This window comes from Streptomyces sp. NBC_00354 (assembly GCF_036106915.1).
Classification (GTDB): Bacteria; Actinomycetota; Actinomycetes; order Streptomycetales; family Streptomycetaceae; genus Streptomyces.
Genome location: NZ_CP107983.1, coordinates 759,005 through 781,529 on the forward strand (window position 1 = coordinate 759,005; position 22,525 = coordinate 781,529).

The 22,525-nt window shown below is 71.8% G+C and carries 21 protein-coding genes, 1 tRNA gene and 1 pseudogene; 17 read left to right on the plus strand and 6 right to left on the minus strand.

Annotation, left to right across the window (positions count from 1 at the left end):
- Window positions 1-43 precede the first annotated feature (43 nt).
- Window positions 44-1,183, plus strand: a complete 1,140-nt coding sequence (locus OHT74_RS03680; protein ID WP_443047266.1) for a substrate-binding domain-containing protein — start codon at window positions 44-46, stop codon at window positions 1,181-1,183.
- A gap of 45 nt (window positions 1,184-1,228) precedes the next feature.
- Window positions 1,229-1,303 (plus strand) — tRNA-Trp (locus OHT74_RS03685).
- A gap of 361 nt (window positions 1,304-1,664) precedes the next feature.
- Here OHT74_RS03685 and OHT74_RS03690 read toward each other — a convergent pair.
- Window positions 1,665-2,357: a hypothetical protein gene (locus tag OHT74_RS03690; protein ID WP_266660567.1), complete on the minus strand. Its 693-nt coding sequence runs from the start codon at window positions 2,355-2,357 to the stop codon at window positions 1,665-1,667.
- A gap of 212 nt (window positions 2,358-2,569) precedes the next feature.
- On the opposite strand from OHT74_RS03690, the gene OHT74_RS03695 reads away from it, so the two are divergent.
- Window positions 2,570-2,947: a hypothetical protein gene (locus OHT74_RS03695; RefSeq protein ID WP_328619297.1), complete on the plus strand. Its 378-nt coding sequence runs from the start codon at window positions 2,570-2,572 to the stop codon at window positions 2,945-2,947.
- 227 nt (window positions 2,948-3,174) lie between these two features.
- Here OHT74_RS03695 and OHT74_RS03700 read toward each other — a convergent pair whose 3' ends face one another.
- Complete coding sequence (locus OHT74_RS03700) at window positions 3,175-3,942, minus strand: NPP1 family protein (protein ID WP_266660569.1); 768 nt, start codon at window positions 3,940-3,942, stop codon at window positions 3,175-3,177.
- A gap of 699 nt (window positions 3,943-4,641) precedes the next feature.
- Between OHT74_RS03700 and OHT74_RS03705 the strand changes: the two genes are divergently transcribed.
- On the plus strand, window positions 4,642-5,412 hold the full coding sequence (locus tag OHT74_RS03705; RefSeq protein WP_328619298.1) for a CAP domain-containing protein: 771 nt from the start codon (window positions 4,642-4,644) through the stop codon (window positions 5,410-5,412).
- Between the two features lie 332 nt (window positions 5,413-5,744).
- Here OHT74_RS03705 and OHT74_RS03710 read toward each other — a convergent pair.
- Window positions 5,745-5,924 (minus strand): annotated as a pseudogene (locus OHT74_RS03710) (amino acid permease); the annotation flags it as partial.
- Window positions 5,925-6,093: 169 nt separating this feature from the next.
- Between OHT74_RS03710 and OHT74_RS03715 the strand changes: the two are divergent.
- The 13 genes from OHT74_RS03715 (at window position 6,094) to iolD (ending at window position 19,521) form a co-directional block, all read left to right on the plus strand.
- A complete protein-coding gene (locus tag OHT74_RS03715) occupies window positions 6,094-6,867 on the plus strand; it encodes a class II aldolase/adducin family protein (RefSeq protein WP_266672460.1) in 774 nt (257 codons plus the stop codon).
- Between the two features lie 12 nt (window positions 6,868-6,879).
- Window positions 6,880-7,623, plus strand: a complete 744-nt coding sequence (locus tag OHT74_RS03720) for a TetR/AcrR family transcriptional regulator (RefSeq protein WP_328619299.1) — start codon at window positions 6,880-6,882, stop codon at window positions 7,621-7,623.
- Window positions 7,620-8,555 (plus strand): alpha/beta fold hydrolase, encoded by a 936-nt coding sequence (locus OHT74_RS03725; RefSeq protein ID WP_328619300.1) that lies wholly within the window; start codon window positions 7,620-7,622, stop codon window positions 8,553-8,555. The genes OHT74_RS03720 and OHT74_RS03725 overlap by 4 nt, the downstream gene beginning before the upstream one ends.
- A gap of 129 nt (window positions 8,556-8,684) precedes the next feature.
- Entirely contained in the window at window positions 8,685-9,428 is a 744-nt protein-coding gene (locus OHT74_RS03730) for a GntR family transcriptional regulator (protein WP_266660573.1), read from the plus strand.
- A gap of 216 nt (window positions 9,429-9,644) precedes the next feature.
- The gene (locus tag OHT74_RS03735; protein WP_328619301.1) at window positions 9,645-10,700 is read left to right on the plus strand and encodes a sugar ABC transporter substrate-binding protein; all 1,056 of its coding nucleotides are present in this window, start codon (window positions 9,645-9,647) and stop codon (window positions 10,698-10,700) included.
- Window positions 10,697-11,773, plus strand: coding sequence for an ABC transporter permease (locus OHT74_RS03740; RefSeq protein WP_266660576.1), 1,077 nt, complete (start codon window positions 10,697-10,699; stop codon window positions 11,771-11,773). The genes OHT74_RS03735 and OHT74_RS03740 overlap by 4 nt, the downstream gene beginning before the upstream one ends.
- Complete coding sequence (locus OHT74_RS03745) at window positions 11,770-12,582, plus strand: ATP-binding cassette domain-containing protein (protein ID WP_328619302.1); 813 nt, start codon at window positions 11,770-11,772, stop codon at window positions 12,580-12,582. The genes OHT74_RS03740 and OHT74_RS03745 overlap by 4 nt, the downstream gene beginning before the upstream one ends.
- Before the next feature lie 54 nt (window positions 12,583-12,636).
- Window positions 12,637-13,686, plus strand: a complete 1,050-nt coding sequence (locus tag OHT74_RS03750; RefSeq protein WP_328619303.1) for a Gfo/Idh/MocA family protein — start codon at window positions 12,637-12,639, stop codon at window positions 13,684-13,686.
- Window positions 13,683-14,600, plus strand: coding sequence for a TIM barrel protein (locus OHT74_RS03755; protein WP_328619304.1), 918 nt, complete (start codon window positions 13,683-13,685; stop codon window positions 14,598-14,600). The genes OHT74_RS03750 and OHT74_RS03755 overlap by 4 nt, the downstream gene beginning before the upstream one ends.
- Window positions 14,597-15,670, plus strand: a complete 1,074-nt coding sequence (iolC, locus tag OHT74_RS03760) for a 5-dehydro-2-deoxygluconokinase (RefSeq protein WP_328619305.1) — start codon at window positions 14,597-14,599, stop codon at window positions 15,668-15,670. Before OHT74_RS03755 ends, iolC begins: the two co-directional genes overlap by 4 nt.
- Before the next feature lie 5 nt (window positions 15,671-15,675).
- Window positions 15,676-16,599 (plus strand): Cgl0159 family (beta/alpha)8-fold protein, encoded by a 924-nt coding sequence (locus OHT74_RS03765; protein WP_266672461.1) that lies wholly within the window; start codon window positions 15,676-15,678, stop codon window positions 16,597-16,599.
- A 52-nt stretch (window positions 16,600-16,651) separates the two neighbouring features.
- On the plus strand, window positions 16,652-17,593 hold the full coding sequence (gene iolB, locus OHT74_RS03770; protein WP_328619306.1) for a 5-deoxy-glucuronate isomerase: 942 nt from the start codon (window positions 16,652-16,654) through the stop codon (window positions 17,591-17,593).
- On the plus strand, window positions 17,593-19,521 hold the full coding sequence (gene iolD / locus OHT74_RS03775) for a 3D-(3,5/4)-trihydroxycyclohexane-1,2-dione acylhydrolase (decyclizing) (RefSeq protein ID WP_328619307.1): 1,929 nt from the start codon (window positions 17,593-17,595) through the stop codon (window positions 19,519-19,521). Before iolB ends, iolD begins: the two co-directional genes overlap by 1 nt.
- Before the next feature lie 16 nt (window positions 19,522-19,537).
- Here iolD and OHT74_RS03780 read toward each other — a convergent pair whose 3' ends face one another.
- The 3 genes from OHT74_RS03780 to OHT74_RS03790 all read right to left on the minus strand — a co-directional run bounded on the left by OHT74_RS03780 (window position 19,538) and on the right by OHT74_RS03790 (window position 22,118).
- Entirely contained in the window at window positions 19,538-20,059 is a 522-nt protein-coding gene (locus OHT74_RS03780; protein ID WP_328619308.1) for a putative immunity protein, read from the minus strand.
- Between the two features lie 128 nt (window positions 20,060-20,187).
- Window positions 20,188-21,405: a cytochrome P450 gene (locus OHT74_RS03785; RefSeq protein ID WP_266660592.1), complete on the minus strand. Its 1,218-nt coding sequence runs from the start codon at window positions 21,403-21,405 to the stop codon at window positions 20,188-20,190.
- Window positions 21,402-22,118: a tRNA-dependent cyclodipeptide synthase gene (locus OHT74_RS03790; protein ID WP_266660594.1), complete on the minus strand. Its 717-nt coding sequence runs from the start codon at window positions 22,116-22,118 to the stop codon at window positions 21,402-21,404. Before OHT74_RS03790 ends, OHT74_RS03785 begins: the two co-directional genes overlap by 4 nt.
- Window positions 22,119-22,525: the final 407 nt, after the last annotated feature.

Consider the following 22,525-nt stretch of genomic DNA (forward strand, 5'->3'; position numbering starts at 1 on the left):
TCCCGGAGAACACCTCGCAGCGCACACCAGCGTCAGGAGCACCGTGTACCCGAACCGCAAGAACGCCCTCGCGGCCGCCGTCCTGCTGGCAGCCGCCGCCGGCGCCGTCGCCGGCTGCCAGAGCGGCTCGTCGAACCCCACCGGCCCTTCCTCGGCCGCTGGCTGCCCGGCCGTCCTCCAGGAGGCGAAGGCGGCCGTTCAGCGGGCCGAGAGCAAGGACACCTCGTGGAACGGCCCCACCACCGGGCCCAAGGCGGCCCCCGGCAAGACCATCGTCTACGTCGCGCAGACCATGACCAACCCGGGCGTCGCCGGAGTCGCGAAGGGCGTCAAGGAGGCGGCGCAGGCCATCGGCTGGGACGTCCGGGTCATCGACGGGGAGGGCACCCCGGCCGGCATCCAGGCGGCGCTCAGCCAGGCCGTCACCCTCAAGCCCTCGGGCATCGTCATCGGCGGCTTCGATCCCCGCCTGACCTCACAGCAGGTGACGCGGGCCGAGGAGGCGGGGATCCCGCTCATCGGCTGGCACGCGGTCAGCTCCCCCGGCCCGAGCACGAGCCCCAGGCTCTTCACCAACATCACCACGAAGGTGGAGGAGGTGGCGAAGGCCGGCGCGGACTGGGTCATCGCCCAGTCCGACGGCGACGCCGGGGTCGTCGTCTTCACCGACGACTCGATCCCGTTCGCCGGTACGAAGTCCCGGCTGATCGAGCGGCGGCTCGCCGCCTGCCCCGGCGTGAAGCTCCTGGCGCACGCGAACATCCCGATCCCGGACGCGAGCCGGCGCACCCCCCAGGAGGTCTCCTCGCTCCTGTCCCGCTTCCCGAAGGACTGGACGTACTCCGTCGCCATCAACGACCTGTACTTCGACGATGCCGCCCCGGCCTTCCGCGCCGCCGGCAGGCCCGGCGCCGGGCCGCCCTTCAACATCGGCGCCGGCGACGGCGACCCCTCCGCGTTCCGGCGCATCAACAACAAGCAGTTCCAGTCCGCGACCGTCCCGGAGCCGCTCTCGCAGCAAGGCTGGCAGATCGTCGACGAGTTCAACCGGGCATTCGCCCAGCAGCCCGCCAGCGGCTACGTGGCTCCCGTCCACATCGCCACGGCGGCGAACAACAGCGGGGCCACCTCCTGGAACCCCCAGGGCTACCAGGAGGCGTACGAGAAGATCTGGCGCGGCTGACCGGTCCTCAGGTGGCCGGCGGACCTCGTACGATGTGGCCCGGGCGGGGCCGTAGCGCAGAGGTCGTCGCGCGCGGTCTCCAAAACCGCGAGGACGCCGGTTCGATTCCGGCCGGCTCCGTCCCGGGCATCGGCCGGCGGCCCCCGGCACCGGATGCCGGGGGCACTGTCATGCCGAGCGCATGGCAGCTAACGGCGCCGGGCCATGCCCTGTGGCGTCGGCGATGCCGCGGGCAGGTGATCAGGAAGAGATCGAGGACGCGGAGCACGTTCGGACGCCGGTGAAGCCAGTCGGGCGGCGCCTCCTGCGAAGACGTCGCCAACGGACCCGCGGGAGTGTCCCCGCTGTCAGCCCAGAATATGGATGCAGCGCTGCTCACTGCCTCCCCGAGCCGGAACCACCGGTCGCCAGGGCCACCGTGACGGCGCAGCCGTGGGCGTGTACGGCGTTCAGGTCCACGCCGGGGACATCGGCCGCGGCGTCACCTCCAGCGCACCAGGGCGGTCATCGCGGCAAGGTCCGTCTCCGACCGGGCGATCGGGGCCTCGGGCCAGAGCAGTTCGTACTCCGTCTGGATCCGGAAGATCTCATCGGCGAAGGAGCGCACGACCTTGCCGGTGACCGTGCCCCGCTCCGCGTGCTCGAAGAACTGCTCGCAGGCCTCCACGGCGCCTTCGCAGTCGTTGTCGAACTCGAAAAGTGCGCAGATCTCGCCGACGGCGTGGTCACGCGAAGTCAGGTGGCCGATCCCGCAGTCGAGCCCATCATCGTGAAGGTCGTCGGGGTACGGCGCGCGGTGCCAGGAACCGTCCTCGAACCAGTAGACGCACTCGATCCTGCCTTGCTCCAGACGGTCGTGCGGGAGTTCCCGGTGCACCCACCCGGGCGCCCCGGCGAGGAGATCGATCGGCGGCTCGTACCGCGCAACCTTGCTGGAATCGTCCTGCCCGAAGAGAACAGCGCGGCCGCCTTCGGCCCGGATGAACACCCACCGGCTGCAAGCGCCGTCGTCGTAGTGCAAGTAGCTGTCGCTGTCGCCGAGCCAATACCCGCTCCGGAAACGCTCCTTCTCCTCATCGGCATTCCAGGTCGCCACGGCAAACGCGGCCCAGCGCGCCCACAACACGCTCGCTTCCGGAAGGTCCTCCGGCCGCCCCGGACGATTGATCTTCATGCCCACCTCATAATCCCCAGCCCTTGCATCCGGCCACCGACACTATCGACGGGAGTTCGAATCCGCCGGCGCCGGCGGCTGGTGCTGTGACCGTACGCGGTGACACCCTTCGGTATCCGGCCGGCGCAGGCCGGGTATAAGGGCCCTGTAAGAGGCGGCCGACCGGCCTGCGATGATCGTGGACACAACAACGGACCAAGGGGATGAAGCAAGTGATCAGTCGCAGGATCGTCCGTGCCATACCCGCATTCGCGCTGGCCGGGCTGCTGCTGAGTCCGCAGGCGGAGGCTCAGGCTGCGCCGGTGACGGTTCGTCCGGTCGCGGTCGCCGCTGCCATGGCGCAGCTTCCGTCCCAGGGTGCACCGGCCCAGGCAGCATCTGCGCAGCTCAGGCACTCGGCAGTCGGCTCCGCCAACCTCGTCGACGGCGACAAGAAGGGCGACAAGAAGAAGGACAAGAACAAGAAGAGCAAGAAGAAGGGCTTCTTCAAGAAGTTGGGCACCGTCGCTCTTATCGGCACCGTGCTCATCGTTCTGCTCGTCATCGCCGCGATCGTCTTCGCCGTCCGGCGGCGCCGCAGGGAGGCGTGACCGCTCCGTCGCGGAGGCTTGCGACTCACGCGGCAGCAACGCCGGGCACGATCGCAGCCGTCGAGTTCGAGAGGCGCCGCAGTGCGGCGACCGCCTCGGCGGCGATATCGGGAGACGGCGTCGCAGGTGGTCCTGGTGGTACGCGTGACGCCGTTCGCCGCGTCGACGAGCTCGGGGCGGCTCTCCGGGGCACCGCATGCGGACGGGCCCCGGGGTGTGTGCGCCGCCTACTGGTACGGGTCGAAGGGGATGCCCGCCGGCTTGGCCTCCGCGAGGTGGGAGGAGAAGGCACCGTCCTTCAGGCCGAAGTGGGCACTGCCGAAGTCGGCCTGGCTGAGCTTCTCCCGGAGCGTGGCCGGGTAGCCCGACCAGCCGACGAGCGCGGGGAACTGCCAGGTGCGGCGGTGGTTCTCCGGCGGTTCGTCGTTCGTGTTCGCCGCGCGGAAGCAGTGCGTGCCGATGCCGTCCTTGTGGTAGACGATCTTGGGATGGGTACCGTCCCAGCGGATCTGGTCGCGCGCGTGGATCTCGAAGTCGCCGTGGGCGGAGGTGGCGACGTACTTCGCCTCGTTGCCCTGGATCCACACCACGACGTGTTCCCAGTCGTGGCGGTGGCCGCCGAGGCCGATTCCGGGGACGGCTTGGTCCTTCTCGAAGTACAGCGCGTACACCACGGCGCACCAGCCGTTGTTGCAGGTGGCGCGGGAGTAGCCGTTGGTGTTGGCGAGGTCCGAGGCGTCACGGCAGCTGCCGTCGAGGGCGCCGCTGGGCTTGAGACCGCCGTTCAGGACGCCGGTCGGGCCTATGGCGGGCGTCGGATAGCAGCCGTCGGTGTCGTAGTCGTACGCGGGCTGGAAGGTCATCTCGATGGCCTCGGCGTTGGCGGGGAGCGCCGGAGGCGGAGCCGCGAAGGCCGTCTGGGCGGCGGCGACGACCAGCGCGAGGGCGGCGCCGACGACTAAGGATGATCTCCGGATGTGCTGGCTCGTCCGCAAAGCAGGCCTCCAGGCCGGTCGATTCGGGGGGGCGGTCGGATCCCGGCGGTGTGGCCGGCGTCGCTCAGCGAGCATCATTCGCGAACCCCGACGACGCGGCAAGGGTCCTGACAGCAGCTGTTCACCTGCGATCGAGCTGTCACAACAGCGCTGATTTCAGGGCGAGTTGAGGTGGGCCCGGAGATCCGGAGCACCCCCGCTGCGCGGGGGCCGACGGGGTGACCGGCGCAGTGACCGGTGTCGCGCGACGCCGCGAGCAGTCCGCCGGGCCGTCACAGGAACCGACGGACGCCTGTCGCCGGCACCTGGTTCCCGCGCGAAACAGTGATATGCATCACCATGGATCGCGGGATCACGGAAGCATTACGTCCGCTCGCGCTTCCCCGACATATCGATATTTGTCCCACTGGGATCGACATTCCCCTCTTCATCGAAATGGGCATTTTGGGGAGCGGGGCATTCTGCGGCAACTCGCCACGTCACAGCCGCGTCTGATGGTCGGCCCTCGTCTCGCGCCGTCGGCCGACCGGACGGGCAGCACGAGTTTCCGCCCATTTCAAGCCCGCTGTACGGAGGTGCCGCGCGGCCCGGCGGCGAGACTTGCCAGCCCCTTCCAGGGCTTCTAAGAATGGCGGCCCGGCCCCGGCGCTCCAGCAGCTCAGGCGCAGGACGCATCGCAGAAACCAAGTGAGGTCACGCATGCAAAAGCACCGTAAAAAGCGGACGCACTACAAGAAAATAACCATCGCCGCCGTCACGCTCGGCATCGTGGGCATACCCACCGCCGCCATGGCGTGCCTGGACACCCAGGAGGCGGGCTCTGCGAGGGCCGCCGGCCGGCACCACGGCATGCGCCCCTCCCACACTGCCCCGTCCCCCAGCGAGTCGATCCAGACCCAGGCGGGTCCGGCGGACGCCCCGGTCGAGACGGCACCGGCCGTGCCGGTCGAGCAGACCGAGCAGGCTCCGCAGCCGACGGAGCCCACCGAGCCGTCGACGGCCCCCGCGGCGCCGAAGCCCGTGCAGCCGGCCCCGGCCCGGCCGACGGCTTCCGTGACTCCGCAGAAGCCGACCACCCCGACCGCTGCGCCCTCCGGCCCGGCCGCCCAGGTGGTGGCCCTCGTGAACAAGGAGCGCGCCAAGGTCGGGTGCTCCGCGCTGACCGTCAATGCGAAGCTGACGGATGCCGCGCTGAAGCACAGCGAGGACATGGCCGCGCACGCCAACATGTCGCACACCGGCTCCGACGGTTCGGACCCGGGCCAGCGCATCACCCGTGCGGGATACACCTGGACGACCTACGGCGAGAACGTCGCCTACGGCTACAACACGCCCGAGCAGGTCATGACCGGCTGGATGAACAGCCCCGGGCACCGGGAGAACATCCTCAACTGTGCCTTCAAGGAGATCGGCGTCGGCCTCGCGCAGCCGAACTTCTTCTGGACGCAGGACTTCGGCACGGCCCGCTAGCGTTCTGAGTGAGGAACTTCTTGAATTCCTCAGGGCTGTCCCGTAATCCCTGATGGGTCAGTGCGTGCGCCCGCCGGGGATTACGGGACAGCCCTTCGGCGCGGCGGCGGCGGTGAGGTCTCCTCAACTGGCCACGTGGAGACGGAACATGCGCATACCTGCCCCGTCTGTCACCGTCGCGATGGTCGCCGCGACCGTAGCGGGAGGAGCGGCTCCGGCCTCTGCCTGGAGGCCGGTACCGGCCTCCACCCACAATTCCGCGACCGCGACCTACGAGCGCGTCGACGGCGCGGTGAACTGAACCACCTCGAGCGGCGGGCCCTGTCGCCCGACGGGGTGAGCCGCCCCGTACGGTACTGGAACGCCTGGCGCAGGTAGACGTAGCTGCCGCCCGAGCCTGGCATCGACGCCCCCGGCTCGGCCCAGATGAGGCCGTCGGCGAGGGAGAGGGCGGCGCCCGCGATGAAGCCGACGACGGCCTGCGGCCCGCCGAGTGCCGCGACCGTCGGGGGTCTTGCGTCATGCGTCCACTGGACCCATTATGTGCGTCCAGTGGACGCATAACAGAGGGAGGCGGGCGTGGACCGGACGGCAGGCACCCGAGGGCAGCACGGGACGGGCACGGAGACGGATACGGGGACAGGCGCGGCGGCAGGCGCCGGGCTGCGCGGGAGTGCGTTCGTGCCGCGGCAGGAGAACCTCGAACTGCCCCTGCCGCCCGTGTTCACCGACCTCGCACAGGAGCGCGAGCACCGCAAGCAGCGGCTCGCCGGAGCCTGCCGCATCTTCGGCCGCCTCGGCTTCTCCGAAGGCGTCGCGGGACACATCACCGTGCGGGACCCGGAGTACCCGGACATGTTCTGGGTCAACCCGTTCGGCATGTCCTTCCGGCACGTCCGCGTCAGCGACCTGATCCTCGTCGACCACGAGGGACAGGTCCGCCACGGCAGGCGCCCGGTCAACCGGGCCGGATTCGTGATCCATTCGGCCATCCACGCCGCCCGCCCCGACGTCGTCGCCGCCTGTCACGCCCACGCCGTCCACGGGAAGGCGTTCTCCAGCCTGGGGCGCCTGCTGGACCCGATCACCCAGGACGCGTGCGCCGTGTACGAGCAGCACACCGTCCACAGGGACGGCGCCGGCGCCGTGGTGGTCGAGGAGGAGGCCGGCCGGCAGCTCGCCGCGGGGCTGGGGCAGCACAAGGCCGTCATCCACCAGAACCACGGCATCTTCACGGTCGGCGAATCGGTCGACGAGGCGGCCTGGTGGTTCATCTCCATGGAGCGCAGCGCCCAGGCGCAGCTGCTCGCGCAAGCCGCGGGCACCCCGCACCTGATCGACCCCGAGGCCGCCCGGCACACCCGGGACCAGACCGGATTCCCGCTCGCGGGCTGGTTCTCCTTCCAGCCGCTCTGGGACGAGATCGCCCGCACGGAACCCGACCTCTTCGAATAGGCGCCACCACCCATGACGCTCCAGCCCGAAGCCGATGCCGAACCCGCCCCGGCGGAGCCCGGCTCCCCTGCCTGGTGGCAGGACCGGTACGCCGAGCGCGACCGGCGCAGGCCCCGCCAGGGCGGACTGACGCTCGACCGGATCACCGCGGGCGCGCTCGAACTGGCCGACCGCGAGGGCCTGGAGGCGCTCACGATGCGCCGGCTCGGCGATCACCTCCAGGTCCGCCACACCTCCCTCTACCGGCACGTCGCGAGCCGCGAGGAGCTGCTGATCGAGACGGTCGACCACATGCTCGGGGAGATCCGGCTGCCCTCCCTCGACGGGAACTGGCGGGCCGGGCTGGAAGGCGGGGCCCGGGAGTTCCGCCGGGTGCTCGCGGCACACCCGGCGGTCGTCCCGTTGCTGACCGCCGGTCAACTGCTCGGCCCCAATGCCCTGCGGGCCCGTGAGCACGCGCTCGGACAGCTCCTTGCACACGGGTGGGCCCCGCGGTCGGCCGTCCATGTCTACCTGACGGTCACCCACTTCGTGATCGGCGCCGCGGTGCTCGACTCCGGCGGCGCGGCCCGTACCGCCGATCAGCGTGCCGCGATGGCCGGACTGTTCGCCTCCCTCTCCCCGCGCACCCACCCGGTGGTCCACCGCCACGCCGAACTGCTCAACTCGCTCGACGCCGAGGCCGAGTTCGCGTTCGGCCTGCGGGCGCTGCTGCACGGCCTGGGCCACCTGCACGACGAGGAGGCCCGCGCATGACCGACGGCGTGAGCGACGGCACGGCCGACGGCACGACCGACGACACGAGCGGCCACATGACCAGCCCACGCGTTCTGCCGCCGCTGCGCCGCTGGACCGAGGGCGGCAGCACCGTACGGATCGACGGCCGCGCGGTCTTCGTACGCCAGGACGGGCCTGCGCACGGCGCGCCCGTCACCCTCGTCCACGGTTTCCCGACCTCCTCCCACGACTGGGCCGCCGTCGTCCCGGCGCTCGTCGCGGCCGGACTCCGGGTCACCACGCTGGACCTGCTCGGCTTCGGGGAGAGCGACAAGCCCCGGCGCCACCGCTACTCGGTGCTCGACCAGGCCTCACTGGTCGAGGAGGTCTGGCGGCGGTACGGGATCGGCAGTACCGCCCTGGTCGCACACGACTACGGGGTGAGCGTCGGCCAGGAGCTGCTGGCCCGCGACCCGGCCCGGATCACCCGCATGGCCTGGCTCAACGGTGGCCTCTACCCCGATCTGCACCGCCCCGTGCCGATCCAGCGCCTGCTGCACGGTCCGCTGGGTCCACTGCTGGCGCCCCTCGGCACGGAACGGCGGTTCGCCGCGTCCCTGCGCGCCGTGCTCGGACGACCGGTCCACGACGAGGACCTGCACGACCTGTGGGCGGCCGCGTCCCGGGCCGGCGGCCACCGCCTCGCCCCGCGGCTGCTGCGCTACATCGACGAGCGCCGTCGGCATGCCGCGCGCTGGACCTCGGCCCTGGAGGGCTTCCCCGGACCCACCCTGTTCGTGTGGGGACCCGCCGACCCGATCAGCGGGGCCCACGTACTCCCCCGGATCCGGGCACGGATGCCGCAGGCCCATGTCGTCGAGCTCGCCGGGCCGCCGGCCGTCGGGCACTACCCGCAGCTGGAAGATCCCGAAGCGGTGGCGGCCGCGTTCGCCGCGTTCCTCACGCCCTGAGGCCCCAGGAGTCCATCGGGGTTCCACCGGTCAAGGCGTCCGGGCATCAGGACGTCAGGACATCATGCTGATCAACGAGGCGGCGCGAGGGATAATGTCACTCTCGCCCACCGGCCGCTGGAGCCCACGATGTCTTCGCTCGCCTCGCTGATCAGCATCGACCGCACCAGCCCGGTTCCCCTGTACTTCCAGGTGGCCGTGCGGCTGGAGGAGCTGATCGCCGGTGGCGAGCTGCCCGCGGGATCCCGGCTGGAGAACGAGGTCGCCCTGGCCGGTGACCTGGGCCTGTCCCGTCCCACCATGCGGCAGGCCATCCAGCATCTCGTCGACAAGGGGCTGCTGGTCCGCAAGCGCGGCGTCGGCACTCAGGTCGTGCACAGCAGGGTCCGCCGCCAGGTCGAACTGACCAGCCTCCACGACGACCTGCTCCGCGCCGACCGGCATCCGCGCACCGAGGTCCTGTCGATGGAGCGCGTTGCGGCCCCGGACGAGGTGGCGGCCGCGCTGCGCCTGCCGCCGGGCAGTGAGGTCGTCGCGCTCGAGCGGCTGCGCTACGCGGACGACGAGCCGCTCGCCCTGCTCCGCAACCACGTCCCCGTCGAGCTGTGCCGGTTCACGGTGGAGGATCTTGCGGACCGGGGCCTGTACGAGCTGCTGCGCGCGGCCGGTACCCGGCTGAGCCTCGCCGACCAGTCGATCACCGCCCGGCGGGCGTCCACCGCCGAGGCCCGGCTGCTCTCCGAGGTCCGGGGCGCCCCGCTGCTGGCCATGCGGCGCACGGCGTACGACAGCGACGGCCGCCCCGTGGAGTACGGCGACCACCTCTACCGTGCCTCGCTCTACTCCTTCGAAATCACCCTCATGGCGCGCTGAGGCGTACGCCCGGACCCGTCACGGTTCGATCTCACACGCCCATCAACCAAGTCCGTATGTCTTGACATACTGACTTGCGCGGGACGAAGGTGATGCCACATCGCTGCGGCACACCCACCCGCCACCCGGGGTGCCCCAGCGACCGGCGCACGTACTCCCCTTCAGGGCCGACACCTCGCCTCCGGCCCCGCAGCCCCTCATCGGAGGTCGCACCCCATGAACGTGAACCACTCCGTACCCGCACGCCGCCCCTCCGCGTCCCGCAGACGCACCCTGCCCCGCCTGCTGCCCACCGCCGCGGTCGCCGTCGTCCTCGCCTTCGCCGCCGCCTGCAGCGGCCCTGCCGCCGACGGCGGCTCCGCGAAGAGTCCGGCCGCCGACGCGTCCGGTGCCAAGCCGGCTCCCGGAAACGGATCCCTGCACATCGCGGTGATCAGCCACGGCGGTCCGGGCGACGCCTTCTGGAACGTGGTGAAGAACGGTTCCACCGATGCGGGCAAGCAGCTCGGCGTGCAGGTGGACTACAACTCCGACCCGGATCCGTCCGGCCAGGCCAAACTCATCGACAATGCGGTCGCCCAGCACGTCGGCGGCCTGGTCGTCTCGATGGCCAACCCCGACGCCCTCCAGAGCTCGGTCAAGGCCGCCGTCGCGGCCGGGATCCCGGTGATCACCATCAACTCGGGATCCGCCAAGAGCCGGGAGTTCGGCGCCATCGGGCACGTGGGGCAGGAGGAATCGGTCGCCGGTGAGGGCGCGGGCGCCAAGCTCAAGCAGAGCGGGCGGCACAAGGTCCTCTGCGTGATCCACGAGGCCGGCAACATCGGCCTCAACCAGCGCTGCGACGGCGCCCGCAAGGGCTTCGGCGGCGATGTGGTCAACCTCCAGGTCGACGCGGCCAACCCGACCGACGTACTGTCCCGGATCCGCGGCGCCCTTCAGGCCGACCCTGCGGTGGACGGCGTCCTGACCCTCAACGCCCAGATAGCCGCGACGGCCACCGAGGCGGTCAAGGCCCTCAACTCCAAGGCGCAGGTCGCCACCTTCGACCTCAACACCGACGTGATCAGCGCCGTCAAGGCCGGCACCATCGCCTTCGCCGTCGACCAGCAGCAGTACGAGCAGGGCTACCTGCCCGTCGTCATGCTGAAGCTCCAGCACGACAACGGCAACACCGTCGGCGGCGGCCTGCCCGTTCTCACCGGCCCCGCCTTCGTCGATGCGTCCAACGTCGACCAGGTTGCGAAGTACGCGGCCCGGGGCACCCGATGACGGCGACCTCCCCCGCCACGACCACCCCCGCCGCCCCGCAGCACGGTTCCGCCCCCGACGAGCGGCTCGCCCGGCGCGGCCCGCTGGGCCGGCTGCTCCTGCGGCCCGAACTCGGCGCGCTCCTCGGCGCGTTGCTCGTCTTCACCTTCTTCTCCGCGGTCACCGGTCAGTTCCTCAGCCCGCTGGGCGCGGCGACCTGGCTCGACGACTCGGCGACGCTCGGCATCGTCGCCGTCGCCGTCGCACTGCTCATGATCGGTGGCGAGTTCGACCTCTCGGCCGGTGTGATGACGGCGTCCACGGCTCTGGTGACCGCGCTGCTCTCGGTCGAGCTCGGCTGGAACGTCTGGCTCGCGCTCCTCGTCTCGCTGGCCTTCGCCCTCGGTGTGGGAGCCCTGAACGGCTGGCTGGTGATGCGCACCGGCCTTCCGAGCTTCATCGTCACCCTCGGCTCGTTCCTCGCCCTCCAGGGCCTCAACCTCGGCGTGACCCGTGCGGTGACGGGAACCGTGCAGGTCAGCGGTATGCGCAGCGCGCCGGGATTCGAATCGGCAGGCTATGTGTTCGCCTCCACCATCGACATCGGGGGCACATCGTTCCAGATCTCGCTGGTGTGGTGGGTCGTGGCGACCGTGCTCGCCTCGCTCGTCCTGATGCGTACCCGAGGCGGAAACTGGATCTTCGCGGTGGGCGGCTCGGCACTGAGCGCCCGTCAGGTGGGCGTGCCCGTGGAGCGTACGAAGATCACGCTGTTCATGACCACGGCGGCCGCCGCCTGGCTGGTCGGCACCATCAACATCCTGCGGTTCACCACCGTGCAGGCCAACCAGGGCGTCGGGCTGGAGTTCCAGTACATCATCGCGGCGGTCATCGGCGGCTGCCTGATGACCGGCGGGTACGGCTCGGCGGTCGGCGCCGCGATCGGCGCGCTCATCTTCGGCATGGCCCGCCAGGGCATCGTCTTCGCCCAGTGGAACAGCGACTGGTTCATGGCATTCCTCGGCGTGATGCTGCTCTCCGCCGTCCTGGTGAACAACACGTTCCGGCGTCGGGCGGAAAGGGTACGGCGATGAAGGACGCATCCCGGGCGGTACGCCCGCTGCTGGAGGCCAAGGGCATCGGCAAGTCGTACGGCTCCGTCATCGCCCTGCGCGACGTGAGCGCGGTCGTCAACCCCGGCCAGGTCACCTGCGTACTGGGCGACAACGGAGCCGGCAAGTCCACGCTGATCAAGATCCTGGCGGGTGCGCACCAGCACACCGGAGGCGAACTGCTCCTCGACGGCGAGCCGGTGCACTTCCCCTCACCGCGCGCGGCACTCGACCGGGGTATCGCCACGGTGTTCCAGGACCTCTCGGTCGTGCCGCTGATGAGCGTGTGGCGCAACTTCTTCCTGGGCTCCGAGCCCGTACGCCGCTTCGGGCCGGTGCGCCTCCTCGACCGGAAGTACGGCCGGGAGACGGCCCGTACGGCACTGCGCGAGATGGGCATCGACCTGCGCGACGTCGAGCAGCCGGTCGGCACGCTGTCGGGCGGCGAGCGGCAGTGCGTCGCCATCGCCCGGGCGGTCCACTTCGGGGCCCGGGTGCTCATTCTGGACGAGCCGACCGCCGCGCTCGGCGTCAAGCAGGCCGGTGTGGTGCTGCGTTACGTGGCGGGGGCACGGGACCGGGGTCTCGGCGTGGTCCTGATCACGCACAACCCGCACCACGCCTACCCGGTCGGCGACCGGTTCCTGCTCCTCAAGCGGGGCCGCAGTCTGGGCTGTTTCGAGAAGGCCGACATCTCGCTGGCCGAGCTGACCCGCCAGATGGCCGGCGGAGCCGAACTCGAGGCCCTGGAGCACGAGCTCCGCGCGCCCGCCCCCGCGTCCTCCGACTGACGACGGGCCCGCTCCGTCTCTCCCCTGATCTCCGCTCCATCGAAAGGCGACACCATGCGCGTCGGTCTTCTGGGAACGGGCCGTATCGGCTCCTTCCACGCCAGAACACTGGCCACCCACCCCGCGGTCACCGAGCTCCTCGTGGCCGACACCGATCCCGCCCGCGCGCACGACGTGGCGGACGGCCTCGCGGACGCCCGGGCATCCGTCGCCGCTCTCGACACGGTCGAGGCCGTGCTCCGGGCAGGCGTCGACGCCGTGGTCATCGCGACCGCCACGGACGCCCATTCGGATCTGATCATCCGCGCCGCCCGGGCCGGGCTCCCCGCCTACTGCGAGAAGCCGATCGCCACCGACGTCCCGGGCACGCTCGCGGCGCTGCGCGAGGTCGAGCGCTGCGGCACCGCCCTCCAGCTCGGCTTCCAGCGGCGCTTCGACGCCGGGTACGGCGCGGTCCGCGAGGCGGTCCGTACCGGCGGCCTCGGCTTCGTGCACACCATCCGGGCCGTCACCGCCGACCCGGCCCCGCCCCCGGCCTCGTACGTGCCCACCTCCGGCGGGCTCTTCCGGGACTGCTGCGTCCACGATTTCGACATCGTCCGCTGGGTCACCGGCCGCGAGGTCGTCAGTGTCTTCGCCACCGGCTCCAACCTCGGTGAGCCGTTCTTCTCCGAGGCCGGTGACGTCGACACGGCGGCCGCGCTCCTGACCCTCGACGACGGCACCCTGGTCAGCTGCACCGCCACGCGCTACAACGGCGCCGGGTACGACGTACGCATGGAGGTCTCCGGCAGCCGGGGCACCCTGGTCGCCGGCCTCGACGCCCGGGCTCCGCTGACCTCGGCCGAACCCGCCGGCCCCAAGGCCCCCGCCGACCCCTGGCCGGATTTCCTCGCCCGCTTCCACGACGCCTACGTCGCCGAGCTGGATGCGTTCCTCGATGTCGCGCGGGGTCTGCGCCCCAGCCCGTGCAGCGGGCACGACGCCCTCGAGGCACTGCTCGTCGCCGAGGCCTGCGAACGCTCCCGGCGGCTCGGCAGCCCGGTCCGCGTCGACGGCATCCGCGCCGAAGCCGAGGCCGAAGCCGAAGGGGATGCCCGATGAGCACGACGGACACCGCCCGGCCCCTGGCCGACCGGATCGCCGCGGCCCCGATCTCCTGGGGCGTGTGCGAGGTCCCCGGCTGGGGCCATCAGATGTCACCCGCCCGGGTGCTGCGCGAGATGCGGGAACTGGGCCTCACCGCAACCGAGTTCGGGCCCGACGGATTCCTTCCGGATGCCCCCGGCGAGCGCCTCGCCGTACTCGGCGCGCACGGCATGCGCGCGGTGGGCGGCTTCGTCCCCGCCGTGCTGCACGATCCGGACCTCGATCCGCTGCCGGCGGTCCGCGCGGCCCTCACCGCCTTCGCCGCCTGCTCCGCGGACACCCTCGTACTCGCCGCGGCCACCGGCCTGGACGGGTACGACAGCCGCCCGAAGCTCGGCGCCGAGGGCTGGCGCACCCTCCTCGCCCGTCTCGACTCCATCACCGCCGTAGCCCGCGAGTACGGCATCACCCCCACCCTCCACCCCCATGTGGGCACGATGGTCGAGCGGGTGGACGAGGTCCTGCGCGTGCTCGACGGCAGCGACGTCCCGCTCTGCCTGGACACCGGGCACCTCCTCGTCGGCGGGACGGACCCGCTCGCGCTGGCCCGCCGGGCCGCCGACCGGATCGCCCACGTCCACCTCAAGGACGTCGACGCCGCGACGGCCGAGCAGGTCCGCGCCGGCAGGCTCGGCTACACCTCCGCTGTCGCAGCGGGCATGTACCGGCCGCTCGGCCAGGGCGATGCGCAGATCGCCGAACTGGTCGGGGTGCTGGAGGGCAGCGGGTACGGCGGCCGGTACGTGATGGAGCAGGACGCCGTCCTCGCCGCCGAGCCCGCGCCCGGCGAGGGACCCGTCCGCGACGTCACCGCAGGGCTGCGGTTCCTCGCCGGCCTGGGCGCCGGCCAGTGGGCGGTCGGCCGATGAGCGCCGCGGGCATCGCCGCGGGCGGGGGCCGGACCCCGTCGTACGACCTGGTGGCCCTGGGGCGCGTGGGAGTCGACCTCTATCCGCAGCAGACCGGCGTACCCCTGGCCGATGTGCGGACCTTCGCCAAATCGCTCGGCGGCACGGCCACCAACGTCGCCGTGGCCGCCACCCGGCACGGTCTGCGCACCGCGGTCGTCACCGGAGTGGGAGACGACCCCTTCGGCCCGTACGTACGGCAGACTCTGCGCGCGTTCGGCGTCGACGACCGCCAGGTGGTCACCGTCCCCGGCACTCAGACCCCCGTGGTCTTCTGCGAGATGCACCCGCCGGACGACTTCCCGCTCGTCTTCTACCGGCGGCCCGTCGCCCCCGACCAGTGCATCGCCCCGGACGCCCTGGACCTCGACGTCATCCGTGCCGCGGCGATCGTCTGGATCACCGGCGGCGGGCTGGCCGTCGACCCCTCGCGGACCACCACCCTGCTCGCGGCGGCCCAGCGCGCGCCCGACGCCGACGTGGTGTTCGACCTCGACTGGCGCCCGTCCTTCTGGGACGACCCGGCCGAGGCCCCCGCCTGGTACGCCCGGGGTCTGGAACTGGCCACCGTCGCCGTCGGCAACCGCGACGAGACCGAGGTCGCCGTCGGTACCCGGGACCCCGACCGGGCCGCCGACCTGCTGCTGGAGCGGGGCGTACGGCTCGCCGTCGTCAAGCAGGGACCGGCGGGCGTCCTGGCCCGTACCGCCGGCGAGGAGGTCCGGGTCTCCCCCTTGGCGGTCAAGGTCGTCAACGGACTGGGCGCCGGTGACGCGTTCGGCGGCGCGCTGGCCGCCGGGCTGCGCCGCGGCCGCCCGCTGAGGGAGGTCGTCGAGACCGCCAACGCGGCCGGCGCCCTCGTCGCCGGACGCCTCGCGTGCGCCGACGACATGCCCGAACCCCACGAGATCCAGGCGCTGCTCGCCCGCCACTGGCGGCGGCGCCCGGACGATCCGGTCCTGGCCGTGCCGCCGGCTGCACACCGGCTGGGGGACTCCCGTACCGAAGGCCACCGAGAGATGATCGTATGACCGAGATGTCCGTGGCCGCCGCGCCGACCGCATGCTCCCCGCCCCTCCAGCGGCGGCCGTTCGACCTCAGCTCCCTCACCGAGCTGCGGGCCTGCGACCCCGAGGCCGTCCGCCGGCTGGTCCGCCAGCGCCCGCGGTTCGACCGGGAACGGCTGGCCCGCCCGATGTTCGTCCTGGCCGCCGACCATCCGGCCCGCGGCGCGATGGCCGCCGGCGGCGACCCCGCCGCCATGGGCGACCGGCACGAGCTGCTGGCCCGCTGCGCCGAGGCACTCGCCCGTCCCGGTGTGGACGGCTTCCTCGGAACCGCCGACCTGGTCGAGGACCTGACGCTGCTCGGAGCCCTCGACGGCAAGCTGGTGCTCGGCTCGATGAACCGGGGCGGTCTGAGCGGCGCCACGTTCGAGATGGACGACCGGTTCACCGGGTACGACGCCGCCGGCATCGCCGACTCCGGTCTCGACGGCGGGAAGATGCTGCTGCGCATCGATCCGCACGACTCGCGCACCATCCGGACCCTGGAGAGCGCCGCCCGGGCGGTGGACGCCCTGAACGAGCGATCCCTCATGGCCATGGTCGAACCGTTCAGCTCGCGCCGGCAGCGGGGCAGGATCGTCAACCTGCTGACCGCGGACGAGCAGATGTGGGCGAACAACATCGCCCAGGGCCTGGGCCGTACGACCGCGCACACCTGGCTGAAGCTCCCGATCGTCGCGGACATGGAACGGATGATGTCCTCGACGACGCTGCCGACGATGCTGCTGGGCGGCGAGGGCGGCCCGGACCGCGACGCCATGTACGAGTCCTGGCGTCAGGCCCTGCGCATCCCGCAGGTACGCGGGCTCATGATCGGGCGCACCGTGCTGTATCCGCCGGACGGGGACGTCGCCCGGGCCGTCGACACGGCCGTCGGCCTGCTGGACCGCTGAACCCCTGCCGTCTCGTCCCGCCCTCGCCCCGCCCCTGCACCTGGAGCACCACGTGACACAACTCCACCTGCCCGACGGCGCCGCGGCGCGGGACGGGTACCGCTGCCGGATCGACCCGGAGTCCGCCGGCTGGACCCACACGTCCCTGCGCATCCTCGACCTGGCGCCGGGCGCCTCGCACACCCTCGAAACCGGCGACAGCGAGTGGATCCTGCTGCCGCTGTCCGGCTCTGCGGAGGTCGTGTGCGACGGGGCGCGGCTGCGGCTGCACGGCCGTCCGGACGTGTTCAGCGCCGTCAGCGATTTCGCCTACCTGCCGCGGGACGCGACGGCCCGGGTGGACTCGGCGGGAGGAGGCCGTTTCGCGCTCTGCGGGGCCCGGTGCACCTCGAAGCTGCCGCTGCGCTACGGACCGGCGTCCGGGGTGCCGGTCGAGATCCGCGGGGCGGGCCGGGCCGCCCGCCAGGTCAACAACTTCGCTTCCGCCGAGGCCTTCGAGGCGGACCGGCTGATCGCGGTCGAGGTCCTGACCCCGGCCGGGAACTGGTCCTCGTACCCGCCGCACAAGCATGACGAGGACCGGCCGGGCGAGGAGTGCCGGCTGGAGGAGGTCTACTGGTTCGCCATCGGCGGGGGGCCGGACGGCAGCGGGGGCAAGGGCGAGGGCATGGGCGGGGGCATGGGTGAGGGCGAGGGTGAGGGCATGGGCTACCACCGGGTGTACCCCTCGGGCGCGGGCGGTCCCTCGGACGTCCTGGCCGAAGTCCGCACGGGTGACGCCGTCCTGGTCCCCGACGGCTGGCACGGCCCGTCCATGGCCGCCCCCGGCTACCCCATGTACTACCTCAACGTGATGGCCGGTCCGGGCGCCGAGCGGCGCTGGCTGATCTGCGACGACCCCGCGCACGCCTGGGTCCGCGGGACCTGGCCGGACGAGCCCGCGGACCCCCGGCTGCCCCTCTACACCGCCCCGTCCCCGGAAGGCACGCACTGATGCTGACCCCGCCCGACACCACCCCCGCGACCGTCTCCCCCGCGGGCACGGTCCGGCTGACCACCGCCCAGGCGCTCGTACGCTTCCTCTCCTGCCAGTACACGGAGCGCGACGGCCACCGGCAGCGCCTGATCACGGCCTGCTGGGGCATCTTCGGCCACGGGAACGTGGCCGGCCTCGGCCAGGCACTGGTCGAGGCCGCGGCACAGGACCCGGCGTCCCTTCCCTTCCTCCAGGGCCGCAACGAACAGTCGATGGTCCATGCCGCCGTCGGGTTCGCCCGCCAGAGCGGGCGCCTGAGCACGCACGCGGTGACCACCTCGATCGGCCCTGGTGCGACCAACCTCGTCACGGGAGCCGCCCTCGCCACGATCAACCGGATCCCGGTGCTGCTCCTGCCCGGTGACGTCTTCGCGGGCCGCCCGGCCGACCCCGTACTGCAGCAGCTCGAGACCCCGTGGGCCGGCGACGTGAGCGTGAACGACACGCTCCGGCCCGTCTCCCGCTTCTTCGACCGGATCTGGCGGCCGGAGATGCTGATCCCGGCGGCGCTCCAGGCCATGCGGGTGCTCACCGATCCGGTGGACACCGGCGCCGTCACCCTGGCCCTGCCCCAGGACGTCCAGGCGCAGGCCCACGACTGGCCTGCGGAGTTCTTCACCGACCGGGTGTGGCGCATCCGCCGTCCGCAGCCCGATCTCGGCGAACTGGAGCGCGCCGTACGGCTCGTCCGCGCCGCCGAGCGCCCGCTGATCGTGGCCGGCGGAGGCGTCCACCACAGCGCCGCCGAGGATGCGCTGCGCGCGCTGGCGGACGCCACCGGGATCCCGGTCGCGGAGACCCAGGCCGGCCGGGGCGCGCTGGAGTGGGACCACCCGTGCGCCCTCGGCGGCCTCGGCCACACCGGTACGGCGGCGGCCAACGCGGTGGCGCGACGGGCCGATGTGGTGATCGGGGTCGGCACCCGCTGGAGCGACTTCACCACGGCCTCGGCCACGCTGTTCGCCGAGCCCGGCGTCCGCTTCGTCAATGTCAACGTCGCCGCCTCGGACGGGCACAAGCTCGCCGGGCAGCCGCTGGTCGCCGATGCCCGCGTCGCCTTGGAGGCGCTGACCGCGCGCCTGGGCACGTACCGGGTCCCGGAGAGCCATCGGGCGCAGTACGCCGACGGGGTGGCGCGCTGGCAGCGCGCCGTCGACGAGGCCGTCGCGGCGCCTGACGGCAGCCGCCGGCCCACGCAGGCCCAGCTGCTCGGCATCCTGGGCGAACTCCTTGAGCCGACCGATGTCGTCGTCAACGCGGCCGGATCGATGCCCGGCGACCTCCACAGGCTGTGGCGTCCGCGCGAGCGCCGCCAGTACCACGTCGAGTACGGCTACTCGTGCATGGGCTACGAGATCCCGGCCGCGCTCGGGGTCCGGCTCGCCGCGCCGGAGCGCGAGGTGTTCGCGCTGGTGGGCGACGGCACGTACCTGATGATGCCGACGGAACTGGTGACGGCCGTCCAGGAAGGCATCAAGATCGTCCCCGTGCTGGTGCAGAACCACGGCTACGCTTCCATCGGGGCCCTGTCCGAGAGCGTGGGCGCGGAACGCTACGGCACCGACTACCGCTTCCGCACGGCGGACGGCCGCTATGCGGGCCATCCGCTGCCGGTCGACCTCGCCGCCAACATGGAGAGCCTGGGAGTCGACGTGCTGTGCCCGCGCACGGTCGCGGAGTTGCGGCAGGCGGTGCTCGACGCCAGGAAGGCGGAGCGGCCCACGGCGATCTACGTCGAGACCGTTCCCCCGGAGCCGGACCTGCCGGCCCTGGAGTCGCACGCCTGGTGGGAGGTCGCGGTGGCGGAGGTCTCCGCGTCCCCCGCCGCCCGGGAAGCCCGGGAACGCTACGAGAGCGCGAGGTGTGCCCAGCGCCGGTACCTGTGACCGGCAAGGACGGCCCTCAGTGGCGAAGAGCTGCGTCGAGCTCGTGGCGGAGATCGTCCAGCCGGCTGCGCCCCGGGGCGAAAACCGGCATCTGCCGCAGGATCCCGCGCACTTCCGGCGGGGCGTGTTCGATCGCCCACCGGATCTCCTGGTCGCCCACGCCGGTGTCCTCGTCCGCCGCGAGCTCGCGAGCGCGTGCCACGTACATGGCGGGCCCCAGGGCGTGTTTCGCCTGGTGAGGGGTGGCCAAGGCATGGATGTAAGGGGTCGCCGCCGCGTAGCCCGCGGCGCGAGCGGCGGCTGTGGCAGCCGGATCCCCGACTTCACGCGCGGCGGTGAGGGCCGCGAGGGCGAGGGAGCGCAGCGGCCCCTTCCTCAGCTCCTCGCGCGCGTAGGAGCGGATACCCTCGACGGCCTCGCGCGGGCGGGTGTCCGAGGGAGCCTTCGCCTCGAACAGCGGGAGCACCCGCTCGGCGCAGTCGGCAGCCCAGCGTCCGAGGGACCGGCGGTCTTCCTCACTGATGGTCACACTGTTCACCCGCACATCCTGCCGGTTCCGGTGTCCCCTGTCGCCGCAATTGCGTCCTGTTGCGTACGGAATACGGGGTACCGGACACCGGCAGCCGGGTGTCCGGCTGCCGGTGTCCGAAGGAACCTAGCCCGGCATCACCAGAGCACGGGCATCCGCTCGGGGATGCGCTTCATGAACCCGGTGCGCCACACCAGTTGCTCGATCGGCACGGCGAGGTCGAGACCGGGCAGCCGCTCGAGGAGGACCTCGACGGCGATCTGTGCGTGCCGCTTGCCGAGGGCGGTGGCGGGGCAGTAGTGGCCGCCTCCGCCGAACGACAGGTGCGCGTTCGGGTTCGGCCGGTCGAGGCGCACGGTGTGCGGGTCCTCGAATTCGGCGGGGTCGTGGTTGGCGGCCTCGACCAGGACGAGGACGAGCTCCCCCTTCTGCACGGTGACGTCACCGAGCTGCATGGTCTCGGTGGCGATCCGGGGCAGGCCGTCGGCGATCGACAGGTTGATGCGCAGCAGTTCGTCCACCGCGGCCGGGATGAGGGCCGGGTCGGCGATCAACCGGTCCTTGAGTTCGGGGTGCTGGATCAGGGAGACGAGTGCCATGGTGAGGAAGCCCATGACGCTGATGACGCCCGCGCCGAACATCGTGACGCCGACGGTGGCGAGCATCTCGTCCGTCAGGTGCGCGTAGTCGGGGTCGTCCCGCAGGGCGGCGAGTTCGGCCATGAGGCCCGTCGTCGCCGGGTCGTTGAGACGGTCGACCATGTGGCCCATGTCGCGGTCCCAGTTGATGCCCGCCGCGGGGATGGTGCGGGGGCTGTTCATGAACGCGACGTGCAGCGACCGGTAGAGGTCGGGGCCGTCGCTCTGGGGGATGCCGAGGATGTGGCAGTGCAGCCCGGTGGAGTAGGGGACGGTGAAGTCGCGGCGCAGGTCCGCCGGCACTCCCGTCGCCACCAACTGGTCGACGAGCGCGTGCGCGTGGCCGGTCAGCCACTCCTCCAGCCCGGGGGCCTTCGGGTTGAGGGCCTTCATCACGGCCTTGCGGAGCCCGGCACCCGTGATGTTCCCCATGTTGTTGACCACCTCCGGGGGGATGGTCAGCGCGTACTGGCGGGGCGCGCCCGGGGCGGACGTGTCCTTGAGGGAGAACCGCGGGTCGTCGAGCACCTGCCTGCACAGTCGATACGAGGACACCAGCCAGGCCTCTGATCCGGCGATGGTGCGGACCTTCTTGACCGGCTCATTCGTGAGCAGGTGCGTGATCTCGTCGGGCAGTCGCGTGCCGTTGGCGTCGAACGGGAACCGGGTGAGCTCGTCGGCCGGGGCGGCCGGGGTGGGGTCGACGGTGGTGGTCATGCGGAGCGGTCCTGTTCTTCGGGTGCTTCGGCGGGGGTGATGACGGCGTGGCCCTGATTGCGCGAGGCACGCAGACCCCAGCCCCGTGCGTACAGCAGCTCTGCCAACGGCAGTGCCTGGTGGTAGCAGTTGAGCGAGGAGGAGACCCCGAGGATGGCCGGGGTGTCGAGGAACAGGGGTACCTCGGCACACACGTACTTGATGCACACCTCACGCTGCAGCTCGGTGGGCGGTTGCCCGTTCAGCTTGTCGGCGAGGAACCGGGCCGCGAGCTGGTCGCACACCTCGCGGAACTCGGGGTCGTCGGTCATGAGGATGTCGAGCCGGGAGCGGATGCGCTGGTAAGCCGGCAGCTCCAGGAGCGCGGACATGGGGCGGCCGCGCAGCCGCTCTCCTTCGGGGTCGAGGGTGGCGACGGCGGCTGTGACCTTGGCGCGGACGCCGCGGAGGTTCTTCACGGCCTTGCGCTGCGCCTCGACCTCGGGATAGCCGAGGGCCACGAACATCTCGGCCACGTGCATGTCGGTCCAGATGAGATCGACCTGCCGGAAGTGTTCGAGCCCCCACCGGGCGAGATCGAGCACGCGGTCGTGGGTGAAGTAGGAGTTCCCGGACGAGATGCCTATGACGGCATGGTCACCCTCGTCGTGGATGACCTGGCAGTGAGGCGTGTAGGGACGGACGGCGAAGATGCCTTGAATGGCAGTCGTCAACGTGAGTAATTCCCCTGCGCCGCTAGTCCCAGCAGGGCCGTGTGCCCTGGGTGTGGCGGCGCCAGACACGACGGTAGCCGAGAAACCATCAGATGATCTAGAGCTACCGGCTGGTTACTCTACGGATTTCGTTGTGGTCGGCGGCAGGCCCCGAAGGCGGGCAGGCGTTGACGGCACCGGCGGTTCACCCGTAGGTCACCTGCTCGACAGTCGCCCGGAGCTGCGGATTCCGGCACCTGGCCGCGCGTCGTCACGCGGCCGGCTGAATGCCGCGGCGGCCGTCGATTCCCGCGACACCGGCGGGAACCGGCTCGACACGGCAACCGCCCTGCGTTACTGAACCGCGGCGGGTTCCGGGCCGCATCCGCGTTCGCCGCCGTGGTTCTCGGGTAGGCGGACGGCGTGAG